Source organism: Nisaea acidiphila (genome assembly GCF_024662015.1).
Classification (GTDB): Bacteria; Pseudomonadota; Alphaproteobacteria; order Thalassobaculales; family Thalassobaculaceae; genus Nisaea; species Nisaea acidiphila.
The window spans coordinates 3,925,338-3,948,377 of sequence record NZ_CP102480.1; the positions used below are offsets into that span (position 1 = coordinate 3,925,338).

Below are 23,040 nucleotides of genomic sequence, written 5' to 3' on the forward strand. Positions count from 1 at the left end.
GGCTCTGTCAATCGGCGGCGAGGGCTGCGAGAAGGCCTGCATAGGGCGTCAGCAGGAGGTTGTCGTCCAGAGCTGCGTTGTGGTTCCAGGTCGCGACCACACAGCGGGTAACGCCGTCTCGCCCGACGACCCGGCTGGAAAGATTGAGGACGCCGGTCTCCGAACCGCCCTTATAGGCGAAGCTCTGCCAGTCTCCGGGCGTGATCGGTCCGGGATTGATGCCGACGCTCGGCAGCTCCGCGACCGCCTCCAGGAGCGTACAGAGCTCTTCCGCCGAGAAGAACCATTCGACGGCCTTGAAAGTTGGATCTGTGCTCAGCATTTGCGCCGGAGGCAATGGCCTGGTCGCGATCCGCTCCAGGATTTCCCGGCGTCCGGCCTCGTCTGTCATTTCCCATTTCGTCCTGAGAGCCGCGGTCTCCGCTGTTTTCAGGGTGAAGGCCTCGCGTGTGGTCAGGAACGGCTTGCTGTGCGGGGCATAGGCTTCGACCGTCTCCCGGCCGAGCAGACGGATCAGGGCGTCAGTGGCGGTATTGTCGCTGATCGAGATCATCAGGTGGGCGAGCGAGCCCAGCGTGAGGGGCGTTCCGTCCGGCCAGTCCTGCAGCATGCCGCTTGGCAGAGACTTCCATTCCGGGTGGAGTTCCGCCACCTCTGTCCAGTGTCGTGCGCCTTTCGCGACCGCGTCGGCGAGCGCCTTGAGGATCGCCAGTTTCGCGGCGGACCCCACGGCGAGGGGACGCTCTGCATTATGCGCATGGAGCGTCTCTCCGTCTTTCAGGACGAGGAGGGCGACATCGCCCGGCAAAGCCTTGATCGCCGCGACATGTGCGTCGATCGGCCCGTCCGGCACCGGCGCGCCGAACCAGAGGCCGGAGATCCGTCCCGCGCCGTCGAGGAAGATTTTCGCCGGCACCGTCGACCGCTCGAAACGGAGGCGGAAGCCGTCCCCCTCGGGGGCGACCGTTTCGAGCGCGCCGAATTGCTGCCGTAAGCCGGTGACGATCCAGGCGATCTCGCTTGCGGGAACCTGCGCGAGGAACGCGGGTGCGAATTGCGCGGCTTCCGGGGGAGCAGGGCCGAACAGCCCGGTTAGAGCGTCTTCCGGCGTCATGCCTGATGCATCAACCTCGGTAATCGGAGTGAGAAGGCCGAACGATATCAATCCGGCGAGGCAGAGGCCACGCCACATGTCAGCCCGTCTTCATGACGAATTCGAGCCCGTGAAGATTGCCGACATAAATGCCGGGTTTCTTCATATGGAAGGAAATCACCGCCGGTCCGACCATGATGTCGGCCCGGTCCCGCCCAAGGCGCACCACCTTGCCCTGCTCGGTCTTGTCGGTGTCGGTGCAGGTCACCGAAACAATGTCATCGAGACGCATCTGGCGCCCTCCGTTCCGTTGCCGGAACAGGATGACACATCCGCGATGTCGGTTTTGTGGAGTTGTCGCGCGGGCGAGGGACGGCCCCCTCAGTCGAGGTCCATTTCCAGGATAGTCATATGAAAATCATAGGAAACGTCGCCTTCCTCATCGTCCTTGAAGATGACGCCGATGAATTCCCCGTCGAGCGAGACTTCGGCCGAATCGTCTTTGTTCGGACGGCCGGCGATGGTGATGCCGTGATTGCCGAAGGTGCGGCGCAGGTAGCGCTGAACTTTCTCGATTTCGCTTTTATCCACGGGTAACCCCCTTGTTCGTTTGAGCGGACGGGAATAGCCGAACCGGCGTCCCGGTTCAAGGCGTTCGGGCGAAAGCACTTGCCGCACTTTTCGCCGCGCGCCTATCTTCGCCCGCATGACCCAGCGAGAGACTATCATCATTGACTGCGATCCGGGAATTGACGACGCGGTGGCGCTCCTGCTCGCATTCGCCAGCCCCGACGAGATCGACCTGAAGGCCGTCACGACGGTTGCCGGCAATGTCCCGCTGCACCGGACGGAAGCCAATGCGCGGCGCATCCGCGATCTCGCGGGGCGGCACGAGGTGCCGATCCATGCCGGCTGTCCTCGTCCTCTGCTGAACCCGCTGGTGACCGCGGCCGACATACACGGCAAGACCGGTCTGGACGGCAGCGAGCTGCCGGATCCCGCGTCGCAGCTTGCTGCCGGACACGGGGCGGACGTCCTCCGCACCGAGATTTCGGCAGCGCCAGGCGGCATCAAGCTGCTGCCGGTCGGCCCGCTGACCAATGTCGCCCATGCCATCGTCGCGCGACCGGAACTGGCGAACGAGGTTTCCTCCATCGTGCTGATGGGGGGCAGTACCGGGCCGGGGAACATCACGCCCCATGCCGAGTTCAATTTCCATGTCGACCCGCATGCCGCCCGCGTCGTCTTCGAGAGCGGTGCGCCCATCGTCATGCACGGGCTCAACGTCACTCACCAGGTGCGGGCGAAGGCGGACTGGATCGCGGCATTGCGCGCGCTCGGAACGAAAGTCGGCGATACCGCCGCGGGCATGCTGACCTTCTACGACTCGGACAACGATCCGGCGCTGCACGATGTACTGACGGTCGGGTATCTGCTCTGGCCGGAGTTGTTTTCCGGCGAGGAACGCCGGGTCGAGATCGTAACAGAGGGCGTGGAGGCGGGGCGCAGTATCGTGCATCCGGCGGGCGACGGCGCGCCGAACGCGACGGTGATCATAGAGGTCGACGCGCCCGAATTCCTCTCCCGGCTGCTCGACCGCCTGGCGCGGTATTCCTGAGGCGGCATGGCGTCGGAAAACGGAAAGCCCGGAAAGGCCAAGGAACGCAAGCTGGCGCTCGCGCAGGACCCGCATGCGGTCAAGGAGCCGTCGGAAAACAATCTGGAACTCGCCATCGGCCGCGAGGTCAGGGAATTTCGCAAGGCGCTCGGCATCACGGTGGCGGATCTCGCGAGCGCGACCGGCCTCTCCGTCGGCATGCTCTCCAAGATCGAGAACGGCGCGATCTCGCCGTCACTGACGACGCTGCAATCCGTCGCCCGCGCGCTCGGCGTGCCGATCACCGACCTCTTCAAGCGTTTCGAGGAGCCGCGCAACGCGGTCTTCGTGAAGGCGGGCGAGGGGGTGCAGGTGGAACGCCGCGGGACCCGCGCCGGGCATCAGTACAATCTGCTCGGCTACCTTGAAGGCAATACCAGCGGCGTGCTGGTCGAGCCATACCTGATCACTCTGACCGAGGATTCCGACGTCTTCCCCACCTTCCAGCATCCGGGCACCGAGCTGATCTACATGCTGGAGGGCGAGCTGCTCTACCGGCATGGGGACGCGACCTACCGGATGCTGCCCGGAGACAGCCTGTTCTTCGATGCCGATGCGCCGCACGGCCCGGAAGAACTGATTTCCCGGCCGATCCGCTATCTCTCGATCATCTCCTATCCCCAGCGCGCCCAATCCGAGTGAATGGATTTTTCTTCTGAAGAATATTTTATTCTTCCGAATTGTGCTCTGCAAAACCGCCTGCTAGGCTCCGCCGGAGATTTCTAGACGGAGGTTGCCGGAAATGTGCGGCATCGTTGGACTGTTCCTGAAGGACAAGGCGCTGGAGCCGAAACTCGGCGCACTGCTCTCGGAGATGCTGATCACCATGACGGATCGCGGACCGGACAGCGCCGGCATCGCGATCTACGGGCCGTCCGCGAAAGGTTCGGGCAAGATCACCGTCCAGTCCGCCGATCCTGAGAGCGACTTCAAGGGGCTTGGCGCGGCGCTGTCGAAGAAGGTCGGGACGGACGTCTCCGTCGATGTGCGGGCGACCCATGCCGTGATCTCGCTCGCGGCGGCGAAGCTCGACGCGGCGCGCGATGCGCTGCAGGAACTCCGGCCGGGCGTTACCGTCATGGGGCGCGGCGAAAGCGTGGAGATTTACAAGGAGGTCGGCCTGCCGAAGGACGTGGCGGAGCGCTTCGGCATCGGCAAAATGGGCGGCACCCACGGGATCGGCCATACAAGGATGGCGACGGAGTCCGCCGTCACGACCTTCGGCGCGCATCCGTTCTCGACCGGGCCGGACCAGTGCCTTGTCCATAACGGCTCGCTCTCCAACCACAACAATCTGCGCCGGGAGCTGGTGAAGGCCGGGCTCCGCTTCGAGACCGAGAACGATACCGAGGTCGCGGCAGCCTATCTCAGCCACAAGCTGGCGGAAGGGCAGAATCTCGGCGCGGCGCTGGAAAGCGGCCTCAGCGATCTCGATGGTTTCTATACCTTCGTCGTCGGCACCAAATCGGGCTTCGGCGTGCTGCGCGATCCGATCGCCTGCAAGCCGGCGGTGATGGCCGAGACCGACGAATATGTCGCCTTCGGCTCCGAATACCGCGCGCTGGTCGGCCTGCCGGGGATCGAGAGTGCCCGCGTCTGGGAGCCGGAGCCGGCGACCGTCTATTTCTGGGAGCATTGAGGAATGCCGAGCTTCGACCTTTCGAAGGTGCCGCTGCGCGACCTGAACCAGGCGCTGCACGATGTGTCCGCCGGTGCGAACGAGACCGATTTCGAGGTGCTGAACCCGCGCGGGGCGCATGCGGTCGCGGTCGGGATCGACAAGCCGGTCCGCGTCGATGTGAAAGGCAATTGCGGCTACTACTGCGCTGGAATGAATGCCGAAGCGACGGTCACGGTGCATGGCAGCGTCGGGCCGGGCGTCGCGGAGAACATGATGTCCGGCACCGTCGTGGTGAAGGGCGATGCGAGCCAGTATGCTGGCGCGACCGGTCATGGCGGCCTGCTGGTGATCGAGGGCAATGCCTCGTCGCGCTGCGGCATCTCCATGAAAGGCATCGATATCGTCGTGAAGGGCAATATCGGCCACATGTCCGCCTTCATGGCGCAGGCCGGTAACCTCGTGGTGCTTGGCGATGCCGGGGATGCGCTTGGAGATTCCTGCTACGAAGCCAGATTCTTCGTCCGCGGCAAGGTAGAGAGCCTCGGAGCCGACTGCGTTAAGAAGAAGATGAAGCCGAAGCATCTGGAGCTTCTGGCGGATCTCCTGAAACGCGCCGGGATCACCGATGTGAAGCCGGAGGAGTTCACCCGCTACGGCTCTGCGCGCCAGCTCTACAATTTCAACATCGACAATGTCGACGCCTACTGAGGACGGACAGATGACCTATACCAATCCCCCGACCGTCCCGCGCCAGTCCGCCACCTTCGACGATTACACGCTCTCCGAGATCCGCCGCGCGGCGGCGACCGGGATCTACGACATCCGCGGCGGCGGGGCGAAGCGCAAGGTGCCGCATTTCGACGACCTGCTGTTCCTCGGAGCCTCGATCTCGCGCTATCCGCTTGAAGGCTACCGCGAGGCCTGCGGCACCAATGTCGTGCTCGGCACCCGCTTCGCGAAAAAGCCGATCGAGCTGAAGATCCCGATCACCATCGCCGGTATGAGCTTCGGTTCGCTCTCGGGCCCCGCCAAGGAAGCGCTCGGCCGCGGCGCGACCCTCGCCGGAACTTCGACCACGACCGGCGATGGCGGGATGACCGAGGAGGAGCGCGGGCATTCCGAGATCCTCGTCTACCAGTACCTGCCGTCGCGCTACGGCATGAATCCGCGCGACCTGCGCCGTGCCGACGCGATCGAGGTCGTGGTCGGGCAGGGCGCCAAGCCGGGCGGCGGCGGCATGCTGCTCGGGCAGAAGATTTCCGAGCGGGTCGCCGAGATGCGCACCCTGCCGGAAGGCATCGACCAGCGCTCCGCCTGCCGTCATCCTGACTGGACCGGGCCGGACGATCTCGAGATCAAGATCCAGGAGCTGCGCGAGATCACCGACTGGGAGAAGCCGATCTATGTGAAGGTTGGCGGCGCGCGTCCCTATTACGACACCGCGCTCGCGGTGAAGTCCGGCGCCGACGTGGTGGTGCTCGACGGCATGCAGGGCGGCACGGCGGCGACCCAGGAGGTCTTCATCGAGCATGTCGGCCTGCCGACGCTGGCCTGCATCCGGCCTGCCGTCGCGGCATTGCAAGAGCTCGGCATGCACCGCAAGGTCCAGCTCGTGGTCTCCGGCGGTGTGCGTAGCGGAGCGGACGTGGCCAAGGCGCTGGCGCTTGGCGCGGATGCCGTCTCGATCGGCACCGCGGCGCTGGTCGCGATAGGCGACAACGATCCGAAATGGGAAGCGGAGTACCGGAAACTCGGGACCACGGCCGGCGCTTATGACGACTGGCACGAGGGCCGCGATCCGGCGGGCATCTCGACCCAGGACCCGGAGCTGATGAAGCGGGTCGATCCGGTCGCTGCCGGGCGCCGGCTTGCGAACTACCTGAAGGTGATGACACTTGAGGCGCAGACCATCGCGCGCGCCTGCGGCAAGAACCATGTGCACAACCTCGAGCCGGAGGATCTCTGCGCGCTGACCATCGAGGCCTCGGCCATGGCCGGCGTGCCGCTCGCCGGCACCGACTGGATACCCGGCAAGGCCGGGCTCTGAATGTACCGAACGACGCGGTGCCGAACACCGCGCGTATCGACAGGGAGAATTGGGGACTTAGGAGGTTTCATGACGAAGGATCTCGCAGCTTTTGCGAAAGAGAAGGGGGTCAAGTACTTCATGATCTCCTTCACCGACCTGTTCGGCGCACAGCGCGCCAAGCTGGTCCCTGCGGCTGCCATCGCCGACATGCAGGAGGAGGGGGCGGGCTTCGCCGGTTTTGCCGCATGGCTCGACATGACGCCGGCGCATCCGGACCTGTTCGCGATCCCGGACCCGTCCTCCGTGATCCAGCTTCCCTGGAAGAAGGACGTCGCCTGGGTCGCCGCGGATTGCTTCATGGAAGAGAAGTCCGTCGAACAGGCGCCGCGCAACACGCTGATCCGCATGATCGATGCCGCCGGAAAGAAGGGGCTGCGCGTCAAGACCGGCGTCGAGGCGGAGTACTTCCTGATTTTGCCGGACGGCTCCGAGATCTCCGACCCGCGCGATATTGCCGAGAAGCCCTGCTACGATCAGCAGGCGGTGATGCGCCGCTATGACGTCATCTCCGAGATCTGCGACTACATGCTGGAACTCGGCTGGGGGCCTTACCAGAACGACCATGAGGACGCGAACGGCCAGTTCGAGATGAACTGGGAGTTCGACGACGCGCTGAAGACGGCGGACAAGCATTCCTTCTTCAAGTTCATGGTCAAGTCGGTGGCGGAGAAGCACGGGTTGCGCGCCACCTTCATGCCGAAGCCGTTCAAGCACCTGACCGGCAACGGCTGCCACTGTCACGTCTCGGTCTGGGACAAGAAGGGCAAGGAGAACGCTTTCGCCGACAAAAAGGACGAGCTCGGCCTCTCGAAGGACGGCATGCATTTCCTCGGCGGTATCATGGCGCATGCGACGGCGCTCGCGGCCATCACCAATCCGACGGTGAATTCCTACAAGCGGATCAACGCCGCCGGAACGGCCTCCGGTGCAACCTGGGCGCCGAACTCGGTCACTTGGTCGGGCAACAACCGGACCCATATGGTGCGCGTGCCGGGGCCGGGACGCTTCGAGCTGAGGCTGCCGGACGGGGCGGCGAATCCCTACCTGCTGCAGGCCGTCGTGATCGCCGCCGGTCTCGACGGGCTCAAGAGCAAAGCCGATCCGGGCAAGCGTTACGACCACGACATGTATGCCGAGCCGGGGCTGGCCGCGGACGCGCCGAAGCTGCCGCTCAATCTGCTCGACGCCTTGCGTACCTTCGACGCGGACAGTGCCTTGAAGACCGCGCTCGGCGAGGAGTTCTCGGCCGCTTACGTGAAGCTGAAAACCGGCGAGTGGACCGCCTACACCTCGCACCTGACTGAGTGGGAGCGGGAGAATACGCTCGACATCTAGCGGCCATGATGCCCCGATAGGGGCGGAATGACCGGATGGGGAGCTTCACGTGGCAAAACTGAACGAGTTGACGGCGTCCGCGGCGGCGCGTGTCCTTGCGGCCGGAGAGGCCTCGGCCGAGGAGCTTATGCTGTCCTGTCTCGATCGCGTGGCGGAGCGGGACGAGACGGTCCGGGCCTGGGCCTTCCTCGACCCGGAGCTTGCCTTGGCCAATGCGCGGGCCGCCGACGCGTCCCGCGCGGCGGGCTACACGCTCGGTCCGCTGCATGGCGTGCCGGTCGGCATCAAGGACGTGATCGAGACCGCGGACATGCCGACCGAGAACGGCTCCGATCTGTTCCGCGGTCAGCGCACCGGGCGGGACGCTGACTGCGTCGCCCGGCTGCGCAATGCTGGCGCTGTGATCATGGGTAAGACCGTAACCACCGAGCTCGCGAACCAGACGCCGAGCAAGACCCGCAATCCGCACAATCCAGAGCATTCGCCGGGAGGCTCCTCGGCCGGCTCCGGCGCGGCGGTCGGGGATTTTCAGGTGCCCTTGGCCCTCGGCACCCAGACTGGCGGGTCGGTGATCAGGCCGGGCTCCTTCAACGGCATTCACGCCATGAAACCCTCCCTTGGCCTGATCCCGCGCGAGGGCGTGCTGATGCAGTCGCACACGCTGGATACCGTCGGCGTCTACGGCCGTTCGGTTGAGGATCTGGCGCTGATCGCGGACAGCATGGCTGCGTTCGATGCCACGGACGCCTTCAGCTTTGGAGGCCGCCGTTCGAGCCTCGGCGCGGATATGGCCCTCGAAACCCCGGCGCCGCGTTTTGCCTTTCTCGAAACCCCGGCTTGGCCACAGGCGGATGACGGCGCACAGAAGGCCATTGAGGGCGTCGTCGACGGTCTCGGCGCGGGCTGCGTCCGGGAGAGCCTGCCGTCGCCCTTTGACCGCATCCTCGACTTTCATGCTGCTGTCATGGCCGCCGAGATGGTGCCTTATTATGGGGGGATGATCGACGCCAGCCCCGAGAAGGCGAGCGAGATGATCAAGGCGCGCCTCGCCGAGGCCCGCAAGGTCGCGGCCGGCGACTATGTCGAAGCGGTGCTGGCGCGCGGGCCGATCAACGACTCCCTTTCGTTGCTGCTCGATCGCTATGACGCGGTGCTCTGCCTGCCGGCGACCGGTCCGGCGCCGCACGGCTTCGCAACCACGGGATCGGCGATCTTCAACGGTCTCTGGACCTATCTCGGCGTGCCTTGCGTGACTCTGCCGAGGCTCAGCGTCGAGGGGTTGCCACTCGGTGTTCAACTCGTCGGCAAGCCGGGAGAAGACGGCAAGCTCCTGCGCGTGGCCCGTTGGCTCGACCGGGAACTGGGCGGCTGAGGAAGGGCCTCAGTCCGCCGTTTGGCCTTTGGCTTCCGCCCGGGCCCGTCTTTGCCGGAACGCCTCTCTCTGGGCGATGTAGAGCGTGCTTGCCACGATCAGTCCGGCGCCGACGAGGGTCCGTTCGTCGGGCACCTCCGCGAAGACGAGATAGCCGGCGAAGGCGATGGTGATCAGCCGGATATACTGGAACACCGAGATCGCGCTCGCCTCGCCAACGGCGTAGGCCTTGATATCGAAATAGACCCGCGCGGTGGCGCCGACGCTGAGCACGAAGAGGATGATCCAGAGGTCCGTGTCCGGCCAGGTCCAGTGGGTAATCGCGGGCGGAAAGCTGCTGAGCGTGCTCATCACCATGAAATAGACCATCAGCGTGCCGGGCGGATCGTCCTTGGAGAGAGTCTTGCCCTGGATCAGCATGACGGCGAAGAGCGCGGCGCTGACGAGGGCGGAGAGCATGGCGAACTGGAAACCGTCGATGCTCGGATTGACCACCACGACGATCCCGGCGAAGCCGACGAGCGTCGCGCCCCAGCGATGGATGCCGACCTTCTCGCCGAGCATGGGGCCGGCCAGCGCGGTCATGAAGAGCGGGGTGGAGAAGAACAGCACCGAGGCGGTGGTGATCGGCAGCGCGCCGAGGGCGTAGAAACCCGCATTCATCGAGACCGCGCCGATCGCGCCGCGGAACAGATGCATCTTCCAGCGCCGGCTGAACAGCACGCGCTTGCCGTAGCCGATCAGGAACGGGACCGTCATTGCGAACGAGAAGATGCAGCGCACGAAGACGATCTGTGTCGAGGCGAGGCCGTCGGAGGCCATTTTCACTCCGACGGTCATCACCGTCGCCGCGAGGCAGGAGGCGAGGATCCAGAGCGCTCCCTGGAGATTGCCTGAGAGCGCTCCGGCTTTCACTTAGACCAGCCCTTCGAGACCGGCATCGACGCTGAGCGCCTGTCCGGTGATATGGGCGCCGGCCTTGGAGCAAAGGAAGAGGATCATCGAGGCGATGTCGTCGGCGGTGACGAATTCCTTCAGCGAGGCGATGGAGGCGAGCTCGCTCCGCATCGCGTTCTCCGAGATCCCCTTGGCTTCGGCCTTGGCCTTGATCACCCGGTCGATCCGGGCGCCCTCGACCGCGCCCGGCTGGATCGCGTTGCAGCGGATCCGGTCCGGGCCGAGCTCGATGGCGATGGTCCGGGTGAAACCGACGATGCCCCATTTCGCGGCCGAGTAGGGGCTGCGCATCGGGAAGCCGAACTTTCCGGCGGCCGAGGAGAGATTGATGATCGCGCCGCCGCCCGCATCCCGGAGGTAGGGCACGGCCATCTGTGTCATCAGGAAAGTGGAGGTGAGGTTGATGTCGATGCAGCTCTGCCAGTCCTCGAAACTGACACCCTCGACCGGGCCGGTCGGACCGGCCGTCCCGGCATTGTTCACGAGGATATCGAGCCCGCCGAGATAGTCCACGGCGGCGCCGAACATCGCCTTGAGGGCCTCCTTGTCGGAGACGTCGGTGAGCGTGCCGCCGAGGTTCGCGACCTTGTCGCGCGCATCCTCGAGCTGGTCCTGGTCGATATCGCAGATGAACACCTTGGCACCGGCCTGGCTGAACAGTTCAGCCGTCCGGCGGCCGATGCCCCCGGCGCCGGCGGTGATCAATGCCCGCTTGCCCGTCAGATCGAGCTGCATGGTTACCCCCCAATTTTCAGATTTTAGTTTGTCTGGAAGGGGAACTATAGCGGGCTTGCTGCAGTGCGGCAGCAGCGGAATCGGCGCGGGATTCGTTCTTTGGCAGCGGGAAAGACGGTCGCGTGCGGCGGGTTTAGCGCCTCGGCGGAGCCTGCTTCTTCTCCAGCACGCGCTTGATCCGGGCTTCCAGTTCCCGGTCCTCGTCGTCGGTATGCTTCTGCATCGCCTTGTCGAGGGCCTTCTCGTGCCCCTCGTGCCCATAGACGAGGCCGGCGATGACGAAGGCTAGGCAGAGGCCGAGGGCGGACATGGTGGCGCCGAAGCCCCAGAGCGGGCCGTATTCGCGGCCGATGACGACGATGCCCCACCAGAAGGCGGCGAAGGAAGCGACGGAGGCGAGCAGCAGGAAGCCGATGCGCAGGCAGAGCCCGCCGATGCGGTTGGCCGACATCAGTTCTCGGAAAGCGGCGCTGGTCTCGGCGTCGCGGATGGCGCGGGTGATGTCCTTGCGGGCGAGCTTGGTCCAGTCGCCGACATACATGCCGGTCTTGCCCTCGCCACGGCCCGGATTGAGGATGACCTCCTTCAGGTCCTCGACGATCTCGTTCGCCCGCTCCTCGGCGGGGCGGCGTTTCAGGCTGGGGAACGGTGAGCTGCTCGCGCGCTTCTTGTCCTCGTCGTCCGAGGCATCGCGTCTGAGATCGAACACCGCCGGCGTGCGGTCATCGGCCATCAGGCTTTGCGCTCCCCTGAAACTGTTCATCTTTTCGGCCTCAGGCGCATCCCTGCGCCACCATTTCATGCAAGTAGCGGTTCAGCGTGACGGTTGCAACCGGCTCGACGGGATCGAACAGCAGGGTGAGGGCCGCCGTTTCCTCGTCGTAGCGGCGCACCGAGGTCTTTGCATTGAAGAGCGCGCCGGGTCCCGCGGTCGGGACCAGCACACGCAGTTCCGCCCGGTCGTCCGGCTTCAGGTTGCCGTAATAGCCGACGATCTTGATGCCGAGCGTGTTCCAGTCGTCGATCGTGTAGGGGGTCGATCCGACGACCGCGGTCATCGGGGCGGTGGCACGCGGGGCCCGGCGGCGCTCGTGTGCCTGCGTCTGGTCGTTGGCGGTCGTCTGGTCGTTGGACTGCGGCATGGGCGGCCTCGTTCTGTCTTCCGGTTTTCTTGGCGGCGGCACCCCGTTCTGGCGCACCTCCGCAGGCGATGTTTTCCGTTAAGCAACCGCCGTGCCAGTTCGCGCGAGTACCGGGAAACCTTTCTTTACGCTTCTTAAAGATTTGAGCATGTGCCCCCGAAATCCGCTTCGACGGCGCTTTTCGCTGCCCGGCAAGGGGCTGCGGCAAGATCTGCCGGACCCATTCTGCCGCCCGGCGGGTCCGCTCTCTTAACGCTCAGCTATGCCGGGCCACGACTTGGTCACGGGTCGGCCAGGCCGGGCGGGTGGCGACGTCCTTCGAGGCGCAGGAGCTGCAGCGCATCCGGCTGCCGACCTCGGGAACCGGGAAGTCGGGCCCGAGCTGCGCAATCAGCATCGCCGTCGCCGCCTCGGCATTGTGGCCGCAGCGGTTGCACCAGCAGAAGACGCCGATCCCAGCGCGGGAAAGATCCGAGAGGGTCGCCGGGCGGCTGCGCTGCTCGTCCTGACGCAATGCCTTGTCCTTGAAACGTCCCATCCATCCCGTTCCTTCCGCCGGCCGAATGAGAACATAACAAGAACATTTTAGGTGGACAAGCATCCTTCGCCATAACGGATTACGTCATTTCAGGAGACTCAGGCCGTGCGCCAGACGGGTTCCGATGTGCCGACCGGTCCAGCCGGAATGCTCCAGAAAACAGGGGTTGTCGAGAGTTCGACAGGGCTCGCGAGCCGCCGCGCCGGTCCCCAGTGGGTGTTTTCAACCTGGGGTGCCAGATCGGCCTCGGTCTCGGGCGCGAATTCCGGCGTGCCATCGGCCTGGAACTGACCTTCCAGCAGGTTCGCCGTGCGGGCGAGAGAGGTACGGAAGGTCGCGCCCGCACCGCTCCGCACGCGCTCGGCAAGGCCGCTGAGGACGGCGGCGGCGACAATGAAGCCGGTCGCGTAATCGAGCGCCTGGACCGGCAATGGCGTCGGCTTGTCCTTGCCGTAGTGGCGCATGCCGGTCTCGGCAATACCGCTGCTCATCTGAACGATGCTGTCGAAACCGCGCCGGGTCGCCCAGGGTCCGGTCCAACCATAGGCGCAGAGGGAGACATCTACGAGACCCGGATTGAGCGCACGGCGTCGCGGCGCATCGAGGCCGAACGCGGCGAGCGCGTCCGAGCGATAGCCGTGCACCATAACATCGGCATCGGCGATCAGCTCCTTCAGCCGCTCCAGCTCGTTCTCCGTGCGCAGATCGAGCACTGCGGAGCGCTTGCCGAGCAGCATCTCCTCTTCCAGCGCCTCGTCCCAGAGCTCCTGCGGCGGATCGACCCGCAGCACGTCGGCGCCGTAGCCGGCAAGGAAGCGGGTCGCGGTGGGACCGGCCAGTACGCGGGTCAGGTCCAGCACCTTGATGCCGGTCAGCGGCCGTGCGGGCACGACCTCCCAGGTGGCGGCGTCGGGACCGGCAAAGGCCTCGTGATGCAGCAGCGGCTCGGCGGCCACCGCCCTGCCCTGGGGATGTGTGGCCCAGTCGGCGGCGGAGCGCATTTCCCCGGCGCAGCCGCCGGCGGAGACGATTGCATCCTCAAGCGGCGTTCCGTCCCACTCCCGGACCGCGGCGGCGACCTTCGTGCGATCGGCGGTCTCGTCGTTCGGCACGCCGAGGACGGAGAGTGCGGCCTTGCGGTGATGCGGCGCGTTGGTGTGGAGCCGGATCCAGCCGTCGCCGGTCGCGTAGTCGCCGGCGACCGCGTCCCAGACCGGTGGCAGCTCCCAGCCGTCCGGCCGGAGTGAACTCTTGAACCAGAAAGAGGCGAGGCGGCGGTCCACCGCGACTTCCGGCGGTGTGCCGTGACGGGCCGCGATCAGATCGGCAAGCGCCTCGCCGGCGGCGCCGACCGATGCCGCCGCGAGATCCGAGACGGCATAGGCCGAAGGCAGGGCGCCGGATTCGGCGAAAAGCGGCTCCGGACGCTCGGGCAGGCGCGCGGCCTTCCGAATTTCGGAAAGGAAGTACGAGAGTGGCGACATGGATGAGACCAAATTCTGGGAGACCTCACCATAGGCCGCCACGATTTCCCGTCGATATCAAGCCGTAAGATCCCCGCACAGATCCCATTCGTCGGTACCTACCTTTTTCAAGGTGGCGGCGGCAAATGTTCCTGAGAGCTGGGTATGGCTATTCAGGGAGTTAACTGTCACACCGCCGCTGGCCGACACGGTGACGGTTCCGGTGCCGGACTGAAATAGCGAAATCTCGGCGCCGACCGGAATCGCTTCGGTGCTGTTGCCGGGAACGGTCACCGTCACTGGTGAGGCATTTGAGAAGCGTATGTAGCTGCCGTTGTCCGAGACCGAGAGGGTTCGGCCCGTGGAGCTGTCCGAAATGATCGGACGGCCTTTCTTTGTAATACCGGTGCCTTCTGCAACGAAGTCGCCCGTGTTGCTCAAGGAGGCCGCTTGACTATTGTTCGTGCCGAAGAGGATTGAGGAGTCGGAGAAATTCCAAACCCTCAGATCCGATGTTCCGACGACGGCGAAATAACCGCCAGCGTCGGAACCGATACCGGAATTCGCGTTGGTGACCTGAAGGGCGCAGGAATACCCGCCATATGCAGTCAACTCGTGGTAGCCGGTCGACGTTCCCAGCACCAAACCTTCCGGACCTGTCCGCATCTTCTCCGCATTGTCGACGGTGAAGATGATCGATGAATTCGCGTGCGCGTTGTTTGTATCCGCGTTGAGATAAATGTGACCCTGGTCGTTCTGCAGCGCCATGGTTCCGCCGCTTGTTTCGAAGCCGACTTTTCCATGACGTGTGCCGTTGGCCGCGAAGTCCACAACGGAGTGGATCGACCCGCCCACGGTTCCATTGGCATCGTTCACAATCGCCCGGGCTTCTGTCTGGTTCGAGATTTCGAACTCAGATGCCGTAAGATTCGAAACCGAAATGTCCGTGTCCAGTTTAGAAGAGTCGATGGCGCCGTCTTCAATTCCGTCTTTAGTAACTCTCGTAAGATCCATGTTCGCCCCCAATTATCCTATGACCTCGATTGAAAACCAGCACCGCCGATAGTCGAAGTTTCCGCTCGATAGTCCGAATTCGCACTCGAATACATCGTTGTCGGCAACCGGAATTACGGCGGTCTGAACCTCCGCCGATGCGATGACGTTCATGGGAATGTTCGATTGGTAATAACGGGCCTCGCCCGGATAGTTGCCCGCACCGTTCTTTTTGATGTTCAGGATCATCACGCCTGTACTTCCGTTTCCGTTTCCCCTGCTGCTTCCCTGACAACTGACGCGCACCAACTGGATGCCTTTCCCTGCCGGAATGGTTATCTGTGAGCCGGATGTATGAAAGCCGTCGGTATCGTATGTTTCAGAAGACCAAGAAACAATTCCGGCTCCGAAATCTGAATTGTTGTGCAGTAAACAGCCTTTGAATCCATTATTTATTTTTACGTCCGTTGAAGATATGTTCGCTATTTCTGTTAATACATTGTTAAATATTGTTCCCTGTATGGAGATATTATTGGCTTCCTCGAGATAAAGGCCATGGTTTGAGGATTCAATTACATTCCCTGTGATTGCCATCGAAGTTGGCGATGCAAAGGGAGATACTGTTTCTTTCTTTATCCAAATTGCAGTTGTCGAGCTGTTTACGATGTTATTCGCAATGGTTGCCCGATCACCTTCGATGACGATCGCGTTGTAGTCGTAGGTCTGCCCCAATTTGACAAAGGTATTGCCGGTTATGATGTTATCGCGGGAGTTGGCTGCGGGGCCGCCCGACGGGGTGCTCCGCTGCGAGTAGACACCAGCTGCATTCTGGACACCGTTCGGGTTTTGGTAGAACAGACAATTAGAGGTGAATGTCTGGACAGTGCCCTGGAAGAACACGCCGTACTCATAGAAATTCACGTGGGTCTCATAAACGGAAAAGTGAGGCGACGCATTATTCTCGTTGATGTTCGCGTGAACACCCCTCCCCACGGCGACGAAGTCGCAGTTTCCGATACGTATGCCTTCGGCACGATCGTTCGGACTGGAGGAACTGCTTGAGGAAATCAGGACCACGGTGTGCCAATAGAATCCGCGGACGCGTTCGACGATGATTTCGACAGGAAGTCGGGTCGACCCCCCGATGTGAATGCCATGTTGGGACACTGTGCGCTGAGCCTGGGAATTGCCCGCGTTGTTCCCCCTCAACGTGATGCTATCGACCTTCGCTCCATGGCCGTCGATCAGATGAATCCCGGTATGCCAGCCGTCGGTCGCTTCGGTCGTCGGCATGATCATTAGGTCGGAAACCGAGATAATTCCTGCATCGCGATCATCGATGCCGGACTGGCTGAAGTCGATCTCCAATGCGGTCTGGTTCGCGACCGGCTGGGCGCTGGCCAGCGTCATGGATTGGACCGTAGTGAAGTAAGTCTCGTCGTTCTGTGAGATCTGGATCCCTGACGAGGCGGCATTGTCCCAGAATATCTCCGTGACAGCGATGCCGGCTCCAACGACATTGATCGGACGGTTTGAAATTGTCAGTCGGCCAGAGGAGCGATAACGTCCTGCGGGGAAGAAGAGCATGCCGCCCGAGGCCGGTATCGCCGCGATGGCACTCATGATGGCCGAATAATCGTCGGTCGTACCGTCACCCGTGGCGCCGTAGGCCTTGACGTTGAATATGCTGACGGAACCGCTTGCGATATCAAGGACGCGGCCGTTGGCATCGACTGTCACGGTCGGGTTGGAATAGCTTCCGGCCGTTACTCCGGTCTCGGTCAGTTGTTCGTCGCCGACCGCGTTCGAGGCAATCTTGGCTATCGTGACTGCATCGTCGGCCAGCTTGGGTGTGGTGACCGATCCATCGGCGACGACGCCGATTACCGGAACTTGGTCCTGAAGATAATGCACTTCCAGAACGCTGTTTTGAACCGGTGCGCTCGGTAGAAGCAGAATGTTGGCCGAAATATCATAACCCGAGGTCAGCAGAACAACGCCGTTGAGAAAAATGAGGAAATCGTTTTTCGATGCAGGTGTCACCAGCAGGTCGAAATCCGTCGTGACTCCATCACCGATGTAGGATCGGATTCCGATCGGAGTCGTGATCCCCAGAACCGATCCCCGGATTTCGATGGCCTGGCCATTGGCCGGCGCGGTGAAGAAGACTAAGTCGCTGCCTGCGACATAGTAGCTTTCGGAGGTCTGAACGACCCCGGATATCATGCATAGGACATTGTTCTTGGTCTGGGGAGGCGGGCCGCTGATTGCAAATGTCGTGGTCGTACCGTCGCCGGTATATGTGTCGACAGAGATCGGTGTTGCCAAAGAGACCGCTGGGAGCCGGACCTCGATTTCGCTTCCCGATGCCGGCGCCTGAGAGAACGTCAGGGTTTGGCCGGAAATTGTGTAGGCGCTGACAAGCTGAACATTCGCCTCGATTTGTACAATGACATTGTTTGGCGATCCAGGATCTGCACTCAGCGTGAATTGTGTCTGGGTGCCATCACCGACGAATGAATCAATAGTAAGTGACATTTCTCACTGTCCATAAAGTGGTTGATCGAAATAGCTACAGAAGTCCTATGGTTAATGCGATTTTATGGCAAGAAGGCGGCGTGATTTTCGCGCTTTTGGATAGTTTTTTTATCGAAAATTATTTCGCTTGGAGGATCATTTTGAAGCGTGATTTCCGGGCGATTTGCTGGTCGGGTTTGCCGCAAACCGGCGCGCTTGTTCGGGAAAACCCGTCAAGTTCAGAAGGCAAGTCGCAGGAGCCCCGAGCTCCGAAAAGATCCGAGCTGCTCTAGCCGGTAACGAGGCGGGGCAGTTTTTCGAAACGGGAGATAACGTCGACTAAAGAGGAGGAGGATGCGAGTTTTTTATAGCCGGAGGTCAGCTCGAAGGTCGGATGACGTTGACCCTTGCGTTGCTTCTTGGAGACAGAGAAGAGCGGCAGTTCATGACTGTGCCGGAAGATCGAGAATGCCGCGCCGTCATCGGAATGATCGATCGCGTAGTCGCGCCACTCGCCGGAGATCACACGGCTCGAATAGAGAGAGAGAAGCTGACCAAGTTCGTTTTTGGTGAAGAAGGGACCGCGCCGCGGCGACCGGCTTTTTTTGAGCCGAATCAAGTCCGCCATGGGCCGTTCACCTACGGATTTGTTGCCAGTTCATGAAACCTAGTTTTCCCGAAAAAAACACCGGCGTAAAGTCCGCGTTCACCAATCCACCGGAGGTCCCGGACGTGACTGCGAGAGCGGTTTGATTTCGGGGGGCGCGCCATGTAGGTTGCGCTCTTCCGCTGGGGCGGATGGGTTATGGCCGAACCGGGACGCCGGGCCGGCGCTTCGCAACGGAGACAGGCGTGGCAGACATTTTTCGCGAGATTGACGAGGAACTCCAGCAGGAGAAGGCCGCCCGGCTTTGGAAACGGTACGGCCCCTATGTCCTCGCGGTGGCGGTTTTGATCGTTCTCGGGGTCGGCGGATACCGGTTCTGGCTTTCTTACGACGCGAAGCAGAAAGCGGCCCAGTCGGCGCGTTATGAAACAGCCGCGCGGGCGCTGGCTGAAGATCCGGCGGCGGCCGCTGCCGAGTTCGGCGCCCTGGCGCAGGACGGTAACAAGGGCTACGCCGCGCTCGCCTCGCTGCAGCAGGCGGCGGCCCTGGTCGAGGCCGGCGATCTCGAGGCCGCGATCATCACCTACAAGAAGCTCGCCGACGATACGGCCGTGCCTGCCGTCTTCCGCGATCTCGCCCGTCTTCTTGCCGTCACGCACCGGATCGACAGCGGCGATCCCACCGAACTCTCTCGCGAGATTTCAGCTCTTGCGAACACAAGCGGGCCGTGGCGCCCGCTGGCCCGCGAGGCCGAGGCGCTGATCGCGCTGAAAGCGGGCGACAAGTCAAAGGCACGGGAAATCCTTGAGACCCTGACGGCCGATGCGGAGACACCGGCGCAGCTACGCGCCCGGGCGACCGAGCTGCTCAGCGCCATCGCCAGCGAGTGATCGGGAGCGTTCCATGACCGGTCTGCATTTCCGGCGGTTTTCGCAGTGCGCGCTCCTCGCCGGCATGTTGTTGCTCCAGGGGTGCAGCGACGGCCTGTTTTTCGGTGAAGAGCAGGACGGCCCGCCCCTGCCGGGCGAACGGCTGCCGGTGCTGGCACTTGAACAGAGCCTTGTCGCGGACCCGAATCTCGCCGAGCAGCGGATCGTGCTTCCGCGCCCGGTCGAGAATGCGGACTGGCCGCAACCCGGCGGCAATGCCGTCCATGCCATGCAGCATCTCGCCGCCGGCGATGTGCTCAGCCGGGTCTGGACGACCGATATCGGCAGCGGCTCCGACAGCGACAACCAGTTGATCGCGAGCCCGATCGTCGTCGACGGCATGATCTACGCAATGGATTCCGAAGGCGAGATTTCCGCCCTCAAGACCGAAAACGGCGAGCGGGTCTGGAGCGCCGAGACCCGGCCGGACGACGAGGACGACACGATCTATCCGGGGGCGATCGCTGCCGGAGACGGCAAGCTGATCGCCGCGACCGGCTATAGCGAGGTTATCGCCTTCGATCTGAAGACGGGGGAAGAAGTCTGGCGCAGCCGGCTCCCGGGACCGACCCGAGGTGCGCCGACCGTGGCGGACGGGCGTGTGTTCCTGACCATTCTCGGCAACCAGTCCTTCGCGCTCGATCTGACCGACGGTACGCGGATCTGGTCCCATACCGGGATCGCGGAGGAATCCGCGTTGCTCGGGATCGCCAGTGCCGCGGTCAGCGGCAGTTCGGCGATTATCCCCTATTCCTCGGGCGAGCTGTTCGTGCTCCGGGTGGAGAACGGGCGTCTGCTCTGGAACGACAACCTGAGCTCGGTTCGCGGGATCAATGCGGTGTCCCGGCTTTCCGACATCCGCGGCAATCCGGTTGTCGACGACGGGCTCGTGATCGCGGTCAGCCAATCCGGCCGGCTCATCGCGACGGATCTGCAATCCGGCCGGCGGGTCTGGGAAGCGCGGATCGGCGGCAACCAGACGCCGTGGGCGGCGGGCGACTATGTCTTCGTCGTTTCCAGCCTCGGCGAGGTGCTGGCGCTGACCAAGCGCCGGGGACGGATCCACTGGATCCAGCAGCTTCCCGTCTTCGAAAATCCGGAAGACAAGGAAGGCGTCATCACCTATTCCGGCCCGGTGCTGGTCAGTGACCGTCTTCTGGTCGGGTCCTCGACCGGCGAGGTCTATGCGATCTCGCCCTATTCCGGGAAGATCCTCGGCAAGATCGATGTCGGCTCCGCGGTCTTTATCGCACCGATCGTGGCCGGCAGAACGGTTTACTTCCTGACCGACGACGGAGATCTGGAAGCGTTCCGCTAGGAGCGGGCGCGGCCGCTGCATGGCCGCTATGCCGCAAGTTTGCTTGATTTGATGGGCGCGCCGGGACTACGGAACAGCCATGAGTTTCACTGTTGCCATCATTGGTCGCCCGAATGTGGGCAAATCGACCCTCTTCAACCGACTCGTCGGCAAGCGTATTGCCATCGTCGATGACCAGCCGGGCGTCACGCGCGACCGCCGCGAGGGCGAGGGCCGGGTCGGCGATCTGAGTTTCCGCCTGTTCGACACGGCCGGTCTCGAGGATGCCGAGAACGAGAGCCTAGAAGGCCGTATGCGCCTGCAGACCGAGGCCGCCGTTTCGGAAGCGGATGCTGTGCTGTTCGTGATCGATGCCCGCGCCGGCGTCACGCCGCTCGACGACCATTTTGCCCGCTGGCTCCGGCGCGAGAAGCAGAAGGTGATCCTCGTTGCCAACAAGTGCGAGGGCAAGGCGGGTGCGCCCGGCCTCTATGAGGCCTTCGGCCTCGGCCTTGGCGATCCGGTGCCGCTCTCGGCGGAGCATGGCGAGGGGCTGGGCGAACTCTATGACGCTCTGAACGAATTCGCGCCGGAAGAGGCGCATGACGATTACGCCGCGCTCGACGCCGCCGCCGAGGAGAGCGACGACATCATCGACGAGTCGCCAGACGGCGCGGAGACCTGGCGCGACGCCAAGGCGCCGGACACGATCCGGCTTGCCATCGTCGGCCGCCCGAATGTCGGCAAATCCACCTTCGTGAACGCCCTGCTCGGCGAGGACCGGATGCTGACCGGTCCCGAAGCCGGCATCACCCGGGATGCGATCGAGAGCGATTGGGTATTCGAGGGCCAGCCCTTCAAACTGTTCGATACGGCGGGCCTCAGGCGCCGCTCGAAAGTCACCCAGCGGCTCGAATACCTCTCTGGTGAGGATACCCGCCGCGCCATCCAGTTCGCCCATGTCGTGGTGCTGATGCTGGATGCGACCACGATGCTGGAGAAGCAGGACCTGACCATCGCCCGCATGGTGGTCGAGGAGGGGCGCGCGCTCGTCATCGCCGCAAACAAGTGGGACATCGTCGAGAACCGGGAGAAGGCGCTCGGCCATCTCCGCGACCGGCTGCAGACCTCTCTGCCGCAGGTCAAAGGCATTCCCTACATCACCATCTCTGCCGAGCGCGGGCGCAATCTCGACAAGCTGCTGAAGGCGGTGGTCGATACCTACGACACCTGGAACCGCCGGGTTTCCACTTCGCGGCTGAACCGCTGGCTGCAGGACATGACGGCGATGCATCCGCCGCCGCTCGCAAAGGGACGCCGGATCAAGCTGCGCTACATGACGCAGATCAAGACGCGGCCGCCGACCTTCGCCGCTTTCGTCAGCCAGCCGACGGAATTGCCGGACGCCTATACCCGGTATCTCGTGAACGGGCTGCGCGAGACTTTCAAGCTGACCGCGGTGCCGATTCGCTTTTACCTGCGCGGCAGCAAGAATCCCTATGTGAAGGACGAATAGGCGCTCCGGGTCAGAACCGGGTGACGACCGTCGCGCCGACCGCCTGGAAACTGTCCATTTGCATCAGGGCTTCGATGGAATCCTCCAGGCTGATCTCCTTGCCAACCAGAAGATCGGGCGCCAGCTTGCCGGAAAGCACCATGGCCAGCATCGCGTCGTAGCGGTGCGCCTGCATGCCATGACTGCCGAGGATCTCAAGCTCGTCAGCGATCACCTTCGCCATCGGCACTGCCGGCGTCGCATGCTCCGCCAGCATCAACCCGACCTGAACGTGTTTGCCCCGCTTGCGCAGGTTCCTGATCGAGTTGAAGCAGGTCGTCGGATGGCCGAGCGCGTCGAGCGAGACATGCGCGCCGCCTTTCGTCAGTTCGATGACCGCTTCCGGAACGTCTGCGACCGTTGCCGCATTGATCGTGTGCACGGCGCCGAGCTTCTTCGCCAGCGCGAGTTTCTCCTCGGAAATGTCGATGGCGACCACGTTCGCCCCGATCGCCTCCGCGATCATGATGGCGGAAAGCCCTACGCCGCCGCAGCCATGCACCGCGACCCACTGACCGGCAGACGTCTTTCCCTGGTCGACGACGGCGCGGAACGAGGTGGCGAACCGGCAGCCGAAACTCGCCGCCGTCGCGAAGCTGACCTGCTCGGGAAGGGCAACGAGGTTCAGGTCCGCCTTGTGGATCGAGACCAGTTCGGCAAAGGAGCCCCAATGGGTGAAGCCGGGCTGGAATTGGTTTGCGCAGACCTGCTGGTGGCCGGCATGGCATTCGGGACAGGTTCCGCAGCCGCCGACGAAGGGCACCGTCACCCGGTCGCCGACCTTCCACCGTGTGACGTCCTTGCCGACCTCGGCGACCACACCCGCGAGCTCGTGCCCAGGCACATGCGGCAGCTCGATATCGCCGTCATGCCCGACCCATCCGTGCCAGTCGCTCCGGCAGACGCCGGTCGCCTCGACCTTGAGCACGACGCCGTGATGCTCCGGGACCGGGTCTGGAACCGTGACCAGTTTCGGCGGTTCGCAAAAGGCTTCGTAAAGGACGGCTTTCATAGGGGGCTCCAGGGATGGGGTAGATTGGAGGGCCGGCATCTATAGCCCGCGTTCCGGCCAATTCACCAGTCCCCTTGGCAAGCGGCCTTTCAGGGGACATCATTAACCTCCTTCCCGAGACCGCCTTT

The 23,040-nt window shown here is 63.4% G+C and carries 23 protein-coding genes; 10 read left to right on the forward strand and 13 right to left on the reverse strand.

The genetic code is table 11. The features are described from left to right. Positions 1–7: 7 nt before the first annotated feature. The 3 genes from NUH88_RS18310 to NUH88_RS18320 form a co-directional block, all read right to left on the reverse strand. On the reverse strand, positions 8–1,114 hold the full coding sequence (locus tag NUH88_RS18310) for a serine hydrolase (RefSeq protein ID WP_257767922.1): 1,107 nt from the start codon (positions 1,112–1,114) through the stop codon (positions 8–10). Between the two features lie 79 nt (positions 1,115–1,193). Beyond that, the gene (locus tag NUH88_RS18315) at positions 1,194–1,385 is read right to left on the reverse strand and encodes a hypothetical protein (protein WP_257767923.1); all 192 of its coding nucleotides are present in this window, start codon (positions 1,383–1,385) and stop codon (positions 1,194–1,196) included. Between the two features lie 89 nt (positions 1,386–1,474). Then, positions 1,475–1,684, reverse strand: a complete 210-nt coding sequence (locus tag NUH88_RS18320) for a DUF3126 family protein (protein WP_257767924.1) — start codon at positions 1,682–1,684, stop codon at positions 1,475–1,477. A gap of 115 nt (positions 1,685–1,799) precedes the next feature. On the opposite strand from NUH88_RS18320, the gene NUH88_RS18325 reads away from it, so the two are divergent. From NUH88_RS18325 to NUH88_RS18355, 7 genes are all read left to right on the forward strand, one after another. After that, on the forward strand, positions 1,800–2,711 hold the full coding sequence (locus NUH88_RS18325; protein WP_257767925.1) for a nucleoside hydrolase: 912 nt from the start codon (positions 1,800–1,802) through the stop codon (positions 2,709–2,711). A 6-nt stretch (positions 2,712–2,717) separates the two neighbouring features. After that, entirely contained in the window at positions 2,718–3,392 is a 675-nt protein-coding gene (locus tag NUH88_RS18330) for a helix-turn-helix domain-containing protein (protein WP_257767926.1), read from the forward strand. 100 nt (positions 3,393–3,492) lie between these two features. After that, positions 3,493–4,389 carry a class II glutamine amidotransferase gene (locus tag NUH88_RS18335; RefSeq protein ID WP_257767927.1) on the forward strand — a complete coding sequence of 299 codons (897 nt, stop codon included), beginning with the start codon at positions 3,493–3,495 and terminating at the stop codon, positions 4,387–4,389. A 3-nt stretch (positions 4,390–4,392) separates the two neighbouring features. Beyond that, complete coding sequence (locus NUH88_RS18340) at positions 4,393–5,079, forward strand: GXGXG domain-containing protein (RefSeq protein WP_257767929.1); 687 nt, start codon at positions 4,393–4,395, stop codon at positions 5,077–5,079. 10 nt (positions 5,080–5,089) lie between these two features. Continuing rightward, positions 5,090–6,418 carry an FMN-binding glutamate synthase family protein gene (locus NUH88_RS18345; protein WP_257767931.1) on the forward strand — a complete coding sequence of 443 codons (1,329 nt, stop codon included), beginning with the start codon at positions 5,090–5,092 and terminating at the stop codon, positions 6,416–6,418. A gap of 69 nt (positions 6,419–6,487) precedes the next feature. Next, positions 6,488–7,795, forward strand: coding sequence for a type III glutamate--ammonia ligase (glnT, locus tag NUH88_RS18350; RefSeq protein ID WP_257767932.1), 1,308 nt, complete (start codon positions 6,488–6,490; stop codon positions 7,793–7,795). Positions 7,796–7,844: 49 nt separating this feature from the next. Continuing rightward, on the forward strand, positions 7,845–9,167 hold the full coding sequence (locus tag NUH88_RS18355; protein WP_257767934.1) for an amidase: 1,323 nt from the start codon (positions 7,845–7,847) through the stop codon (positions 9,165–9,167). Positions 9,168–9,176: 9 nt separating this feature from the next. Here the strand turns inward: NUH88_RS18355 and NUH88_RS18360 are convergent, their stop codons facing one another. The 9 genes from NUH88_RS18360 to NUH88_RS18400 form a co-directional block, all read right to left on the reverse strand. Next, a complete protein-coding gene (locus NUH88_RS18360) occupies positions 9,177–10,082 on the reverse strand; it encodes a DMT family transporter (RefSeq protein WP_257767936.1) in 906 nt (301 codons plus the stop codon). Then, the gene (locus NUH88_RS18365) at positions 10,083–10,859 is read right to left on the reverse strand and encodes an SDR family oxidoreductase (RefSeq protein WP_257767938.1); all 777 of its coding nucleotides are present in this window, start codon (positions 10,857–10,859) and stop codon (positions 10,083–10,085) included. A gap of 133 nt (positions 10,860–10,992) precedes the next feature. Next, positions 10,993–11,592: a hypothetical protein gene (locus tag NUH88_RS18370; protein ID WP_257767939.1), complete on the reverse strand. Its 600-nt coding sequence runs from the start codon at positions 11,590–11,592 to the stop codon at positions 10,993–10,995. A gap of 40 nt (positions 11,593–11,632) precedes the next feature. Next, entirely contained in the window at positions 11,633–12,001 is a 369-nt protein-coding gene (locus NUH88_RS18375; RefSeq protein WP_257767940.1) for a hypothetical protein, read from the reverse strand. 256 nt (positions 12,002–12,257) lie between these two features. Next, positions 12,258–12,539, reverse strand: a complete 282-nt coding sequence (locus tag NUH88_RS18380; RefSeq protein WP_257767941.1) for a hypothetical protein — start codon at positions 12,537–12,539, stop codon at positions 12,258–12,260. 98 nt (positions 12,540–12,637) lie between these two features. After that, positions 12,638–14,023, reverse strand: a complete 1,386-nt coding sequence (locus NUH88_RS18385; protein ID WP_257767942.1) for a CoA transferase — start codon at positions 14,021–14,023, stop codon at positions 12,638–12,640. Positions 14,024–14,080: 57 nt separating this feature from the next. Next, a complete protein-coding gene (locus tag NUH88_RS18390) occupies positions 14,081–15,016 on the reverse strand; it encodes a hypothetical protein (protein ID WP_257767943.1) in 936 nt (311 codons plus the stop codon). 12 nt (positions 15,017–15,028) lie between these two features. Next, positions 15,029–17,533, reverse strand: a complete 2,505-nt coding sequence (locus NUH88_RS18395; protein ID WP_257767945.1) for a right-handed parallel beta-helix repeat-containing protein — start codon at positions 17,531–17,533, stop codon at positions 15,029–15,031. A gap of 268 nt (positions 17,534–17,801) precedes the next feature. Next, positions 17,802–18,140 (reverse strand): DUF2794 domain-containing protein, encoded by a 339-nt coding sequence (locus NUH88_RS18400; RefSeq protein ID WP_257767947.1) that lies wholly within the window; start codon positions 18,138–18,140, stop codon positions 17,802–17,804. Between the two features lie 224 nt (positions 18,141–18,364). On the opposite strand from NUH88_RS18400, the gene NUH88_RS18405 reads away from it, so the two are divergent. The 3 genes from NUH88_RS18405 (at position 18,365) to der (ending at position 21,861) form a co-directional block, all read left to right on the forward strand. Beyond that, positions 18,365–19,009, forward strand: a complete 645-nt coding sequence (locus NUH88_RS18405; RefSeq protein WP_257767949.1) for a tetratricopeptide repeat protein — start codon at positions 18,365–18,367, stop codon at positions 19,007–19,009. 13 nt (positions 19,010–19,022) lie between these two features. Continuing rightward, a complete protein-coding gene (locus NUH88_RS18410; protein ID WP_257767951.1) occupies positions 19,023–20,366 on the forward strand; it encodes an outer membrane protein assembly factor BamB family protein in 1,344 nt (447 codons plus the stop codon). Between the two features lie 79 nt (positions 20,367–20,445). Further along, on the forward strand, positions 20,446–21,861 hold the full coding sequence (gene der, locus NUH88_RS18415; RefSeq protein ID WP_257767952.1) for a ribosome biogenesis GTPase Der: 1,416 nt from the start codon (positions 20,446–20,448) through the stop codon (positions 21,859–21,861). Between the two features lie 10 nt (positions 21,862–21,871). On the opposite strand, the gene NUH88_RS18420 is transcribed toward der, so the two are convergent. Further along, positions 21,872–22,912, reverse strand: coding sequence for a zinc-dependent alcohol dehydrogenase family protein (locus tag NUH88_RS18420; RefSeq protein ID WP_257767953.1), 1,041 nt, complete (start codon positions 22,910–22,912; stop codon positions 21,872–21,874). Between the last annotated feature and the right edge of the window lie 128 nt (positions 22,913–23,040).

Excerpts from the sequence above, each read along its gene's own strand:
- NUH88_RS18310 (WP_257767922.1), bottom strand. The coding sequence starts at position 1,114 with ATGACGCCGGAAGACGCTCTAACCGGGCTGTTCGGCCCTGCTCCCCCG.
- NUH88_RS18315 (WP_257767923.1), bottom strand. The coding sequence starts at position 1,385 with ATGCGTCTCGATGACATTGTTTCGGTGACCTGCACCGACACCGACAAG.
- NUH88_RS18325 (WP_257767925.1), top strand. The coding sequence starts at position 1,800 with ATGACCCAGCGAGAGACTATCATCATTGACTGCGATCCGGGAATTGAC.
- NUH88_RS18330 (WP_257767926.1), top strand. The coding sequence starts at position 2,718 with ATGGCGTCGGAAAACGGAAAGCCCGGAAAGGCCAAGGAACGCAAGCTG.
- NUH88_RS18335 (WP_257767927.1), top strand. The coding sequence starts at position 3,493 with ATGTGCGGCATCGTTGGACTGTTCCTGAAGGACAAGGCGCTGGAGCCG.
- NUH88_RS18340 (WP_257767929.1), top strand. The coding sequence starts at position 4,393 with ATGCCGAGCTTCGACCTTTCGAAGGTGCCGCTGCGCGACCTGAACCAG.
- NUH88_RS18345 (WP_257767931.1), top strand. The coding sequence starts at position 5,090 with ATGACCTATACCAATCCCCCGACCGTCCCGCGCCAGTCCGCCACCTTC.
- glnT (WP_257767932.1), top strand. The coding sequence starts at position 6,488 with ATGACGAAGGATCTCGCAGCTTTTGCGAAAGAGAAGGGGGTCAAGTAC.
- NUH88_RS18365 (WP_257767938.1), bottom strand. The coding sequence starts at position 10,859 with ATGCAGCTCGATCTGACGGGCAAGCGGGCATTGATCACCGCCGGCGCC.
- NUH88_RS18370 (WP_257767939.1), bottom strand. The coding sequence starts at position 11,592 with ATGGCCGATGACCGCACGCCGGCGGTGTTCGATCTCAGACGCGATGCC.
- NUH88_RS18375 (WP_257767940.1), bottom strand. The coding sequence starts at position 12,001 with ATGCCGCAGTCCAACGACCAGACGACCGCCAACGACCAGACGCAGGCA.
- NUH88_RS18380 (WP_257767941.1), bottom strand. The coding sequence starts at position 12,539 with ATGGGACGTTTCAAGGACAAGGCATTGCGTCAGGACGAGCAGCGCAGC.
- NUH88_RS18385 (WP_257767942.1), bottom strand. The coding sequence starts at position 14,023 with ATGTCGCCACTCTCGTACTTCCTTTCCGAAATTCGGAAGGCCGCGCGC.
- NUH88_RS18390 (WP_257767943.1), bottom strand. The coding sequence starts at position 15,016 with ATGGATCTTACGAGAGTTACTAAAGACGGAATTGAAGACGGCGCCATC.
- NUH88_RS18395 (WP_257767945.1), bottom strand. The coding sequence starts at position 17,533 with ATGTCACTTACTATTGATTCATTCGTCGGTGATGGCACCCAGACACAA.
- NUH88_RS18400 (WP_257767947.1), bottom strand. The coding sequence starts at position 18,140 with ATGGCGGACTTGATTCGGCTCAAAAAAAGCCGGTCGCCGCGGCGCGGT.
- NUH88_RS18410 (WP_257767951.1), top strand. The coding sequence starts at position 19,023 with ATGACCGGTCTGCATTTCCGGCGGTTTTCGCAGTGCGCGCTCCTCGCC.
- der (WP_257767952.1), top strand. The coding sequence starts at position 20,446 with ATGAGTTTCACTGTTGCCATCATTGGTCGCCCGAATGTGGGCAAATCG.
- NUH88_RS18420 (WP_257767953.1), bottom strand. The coding sequence starts at position 22,912 with ATGAAAGCCGTCCTTTACGAAGCCTTTTGCGAACCGCCGAAACTGGTC.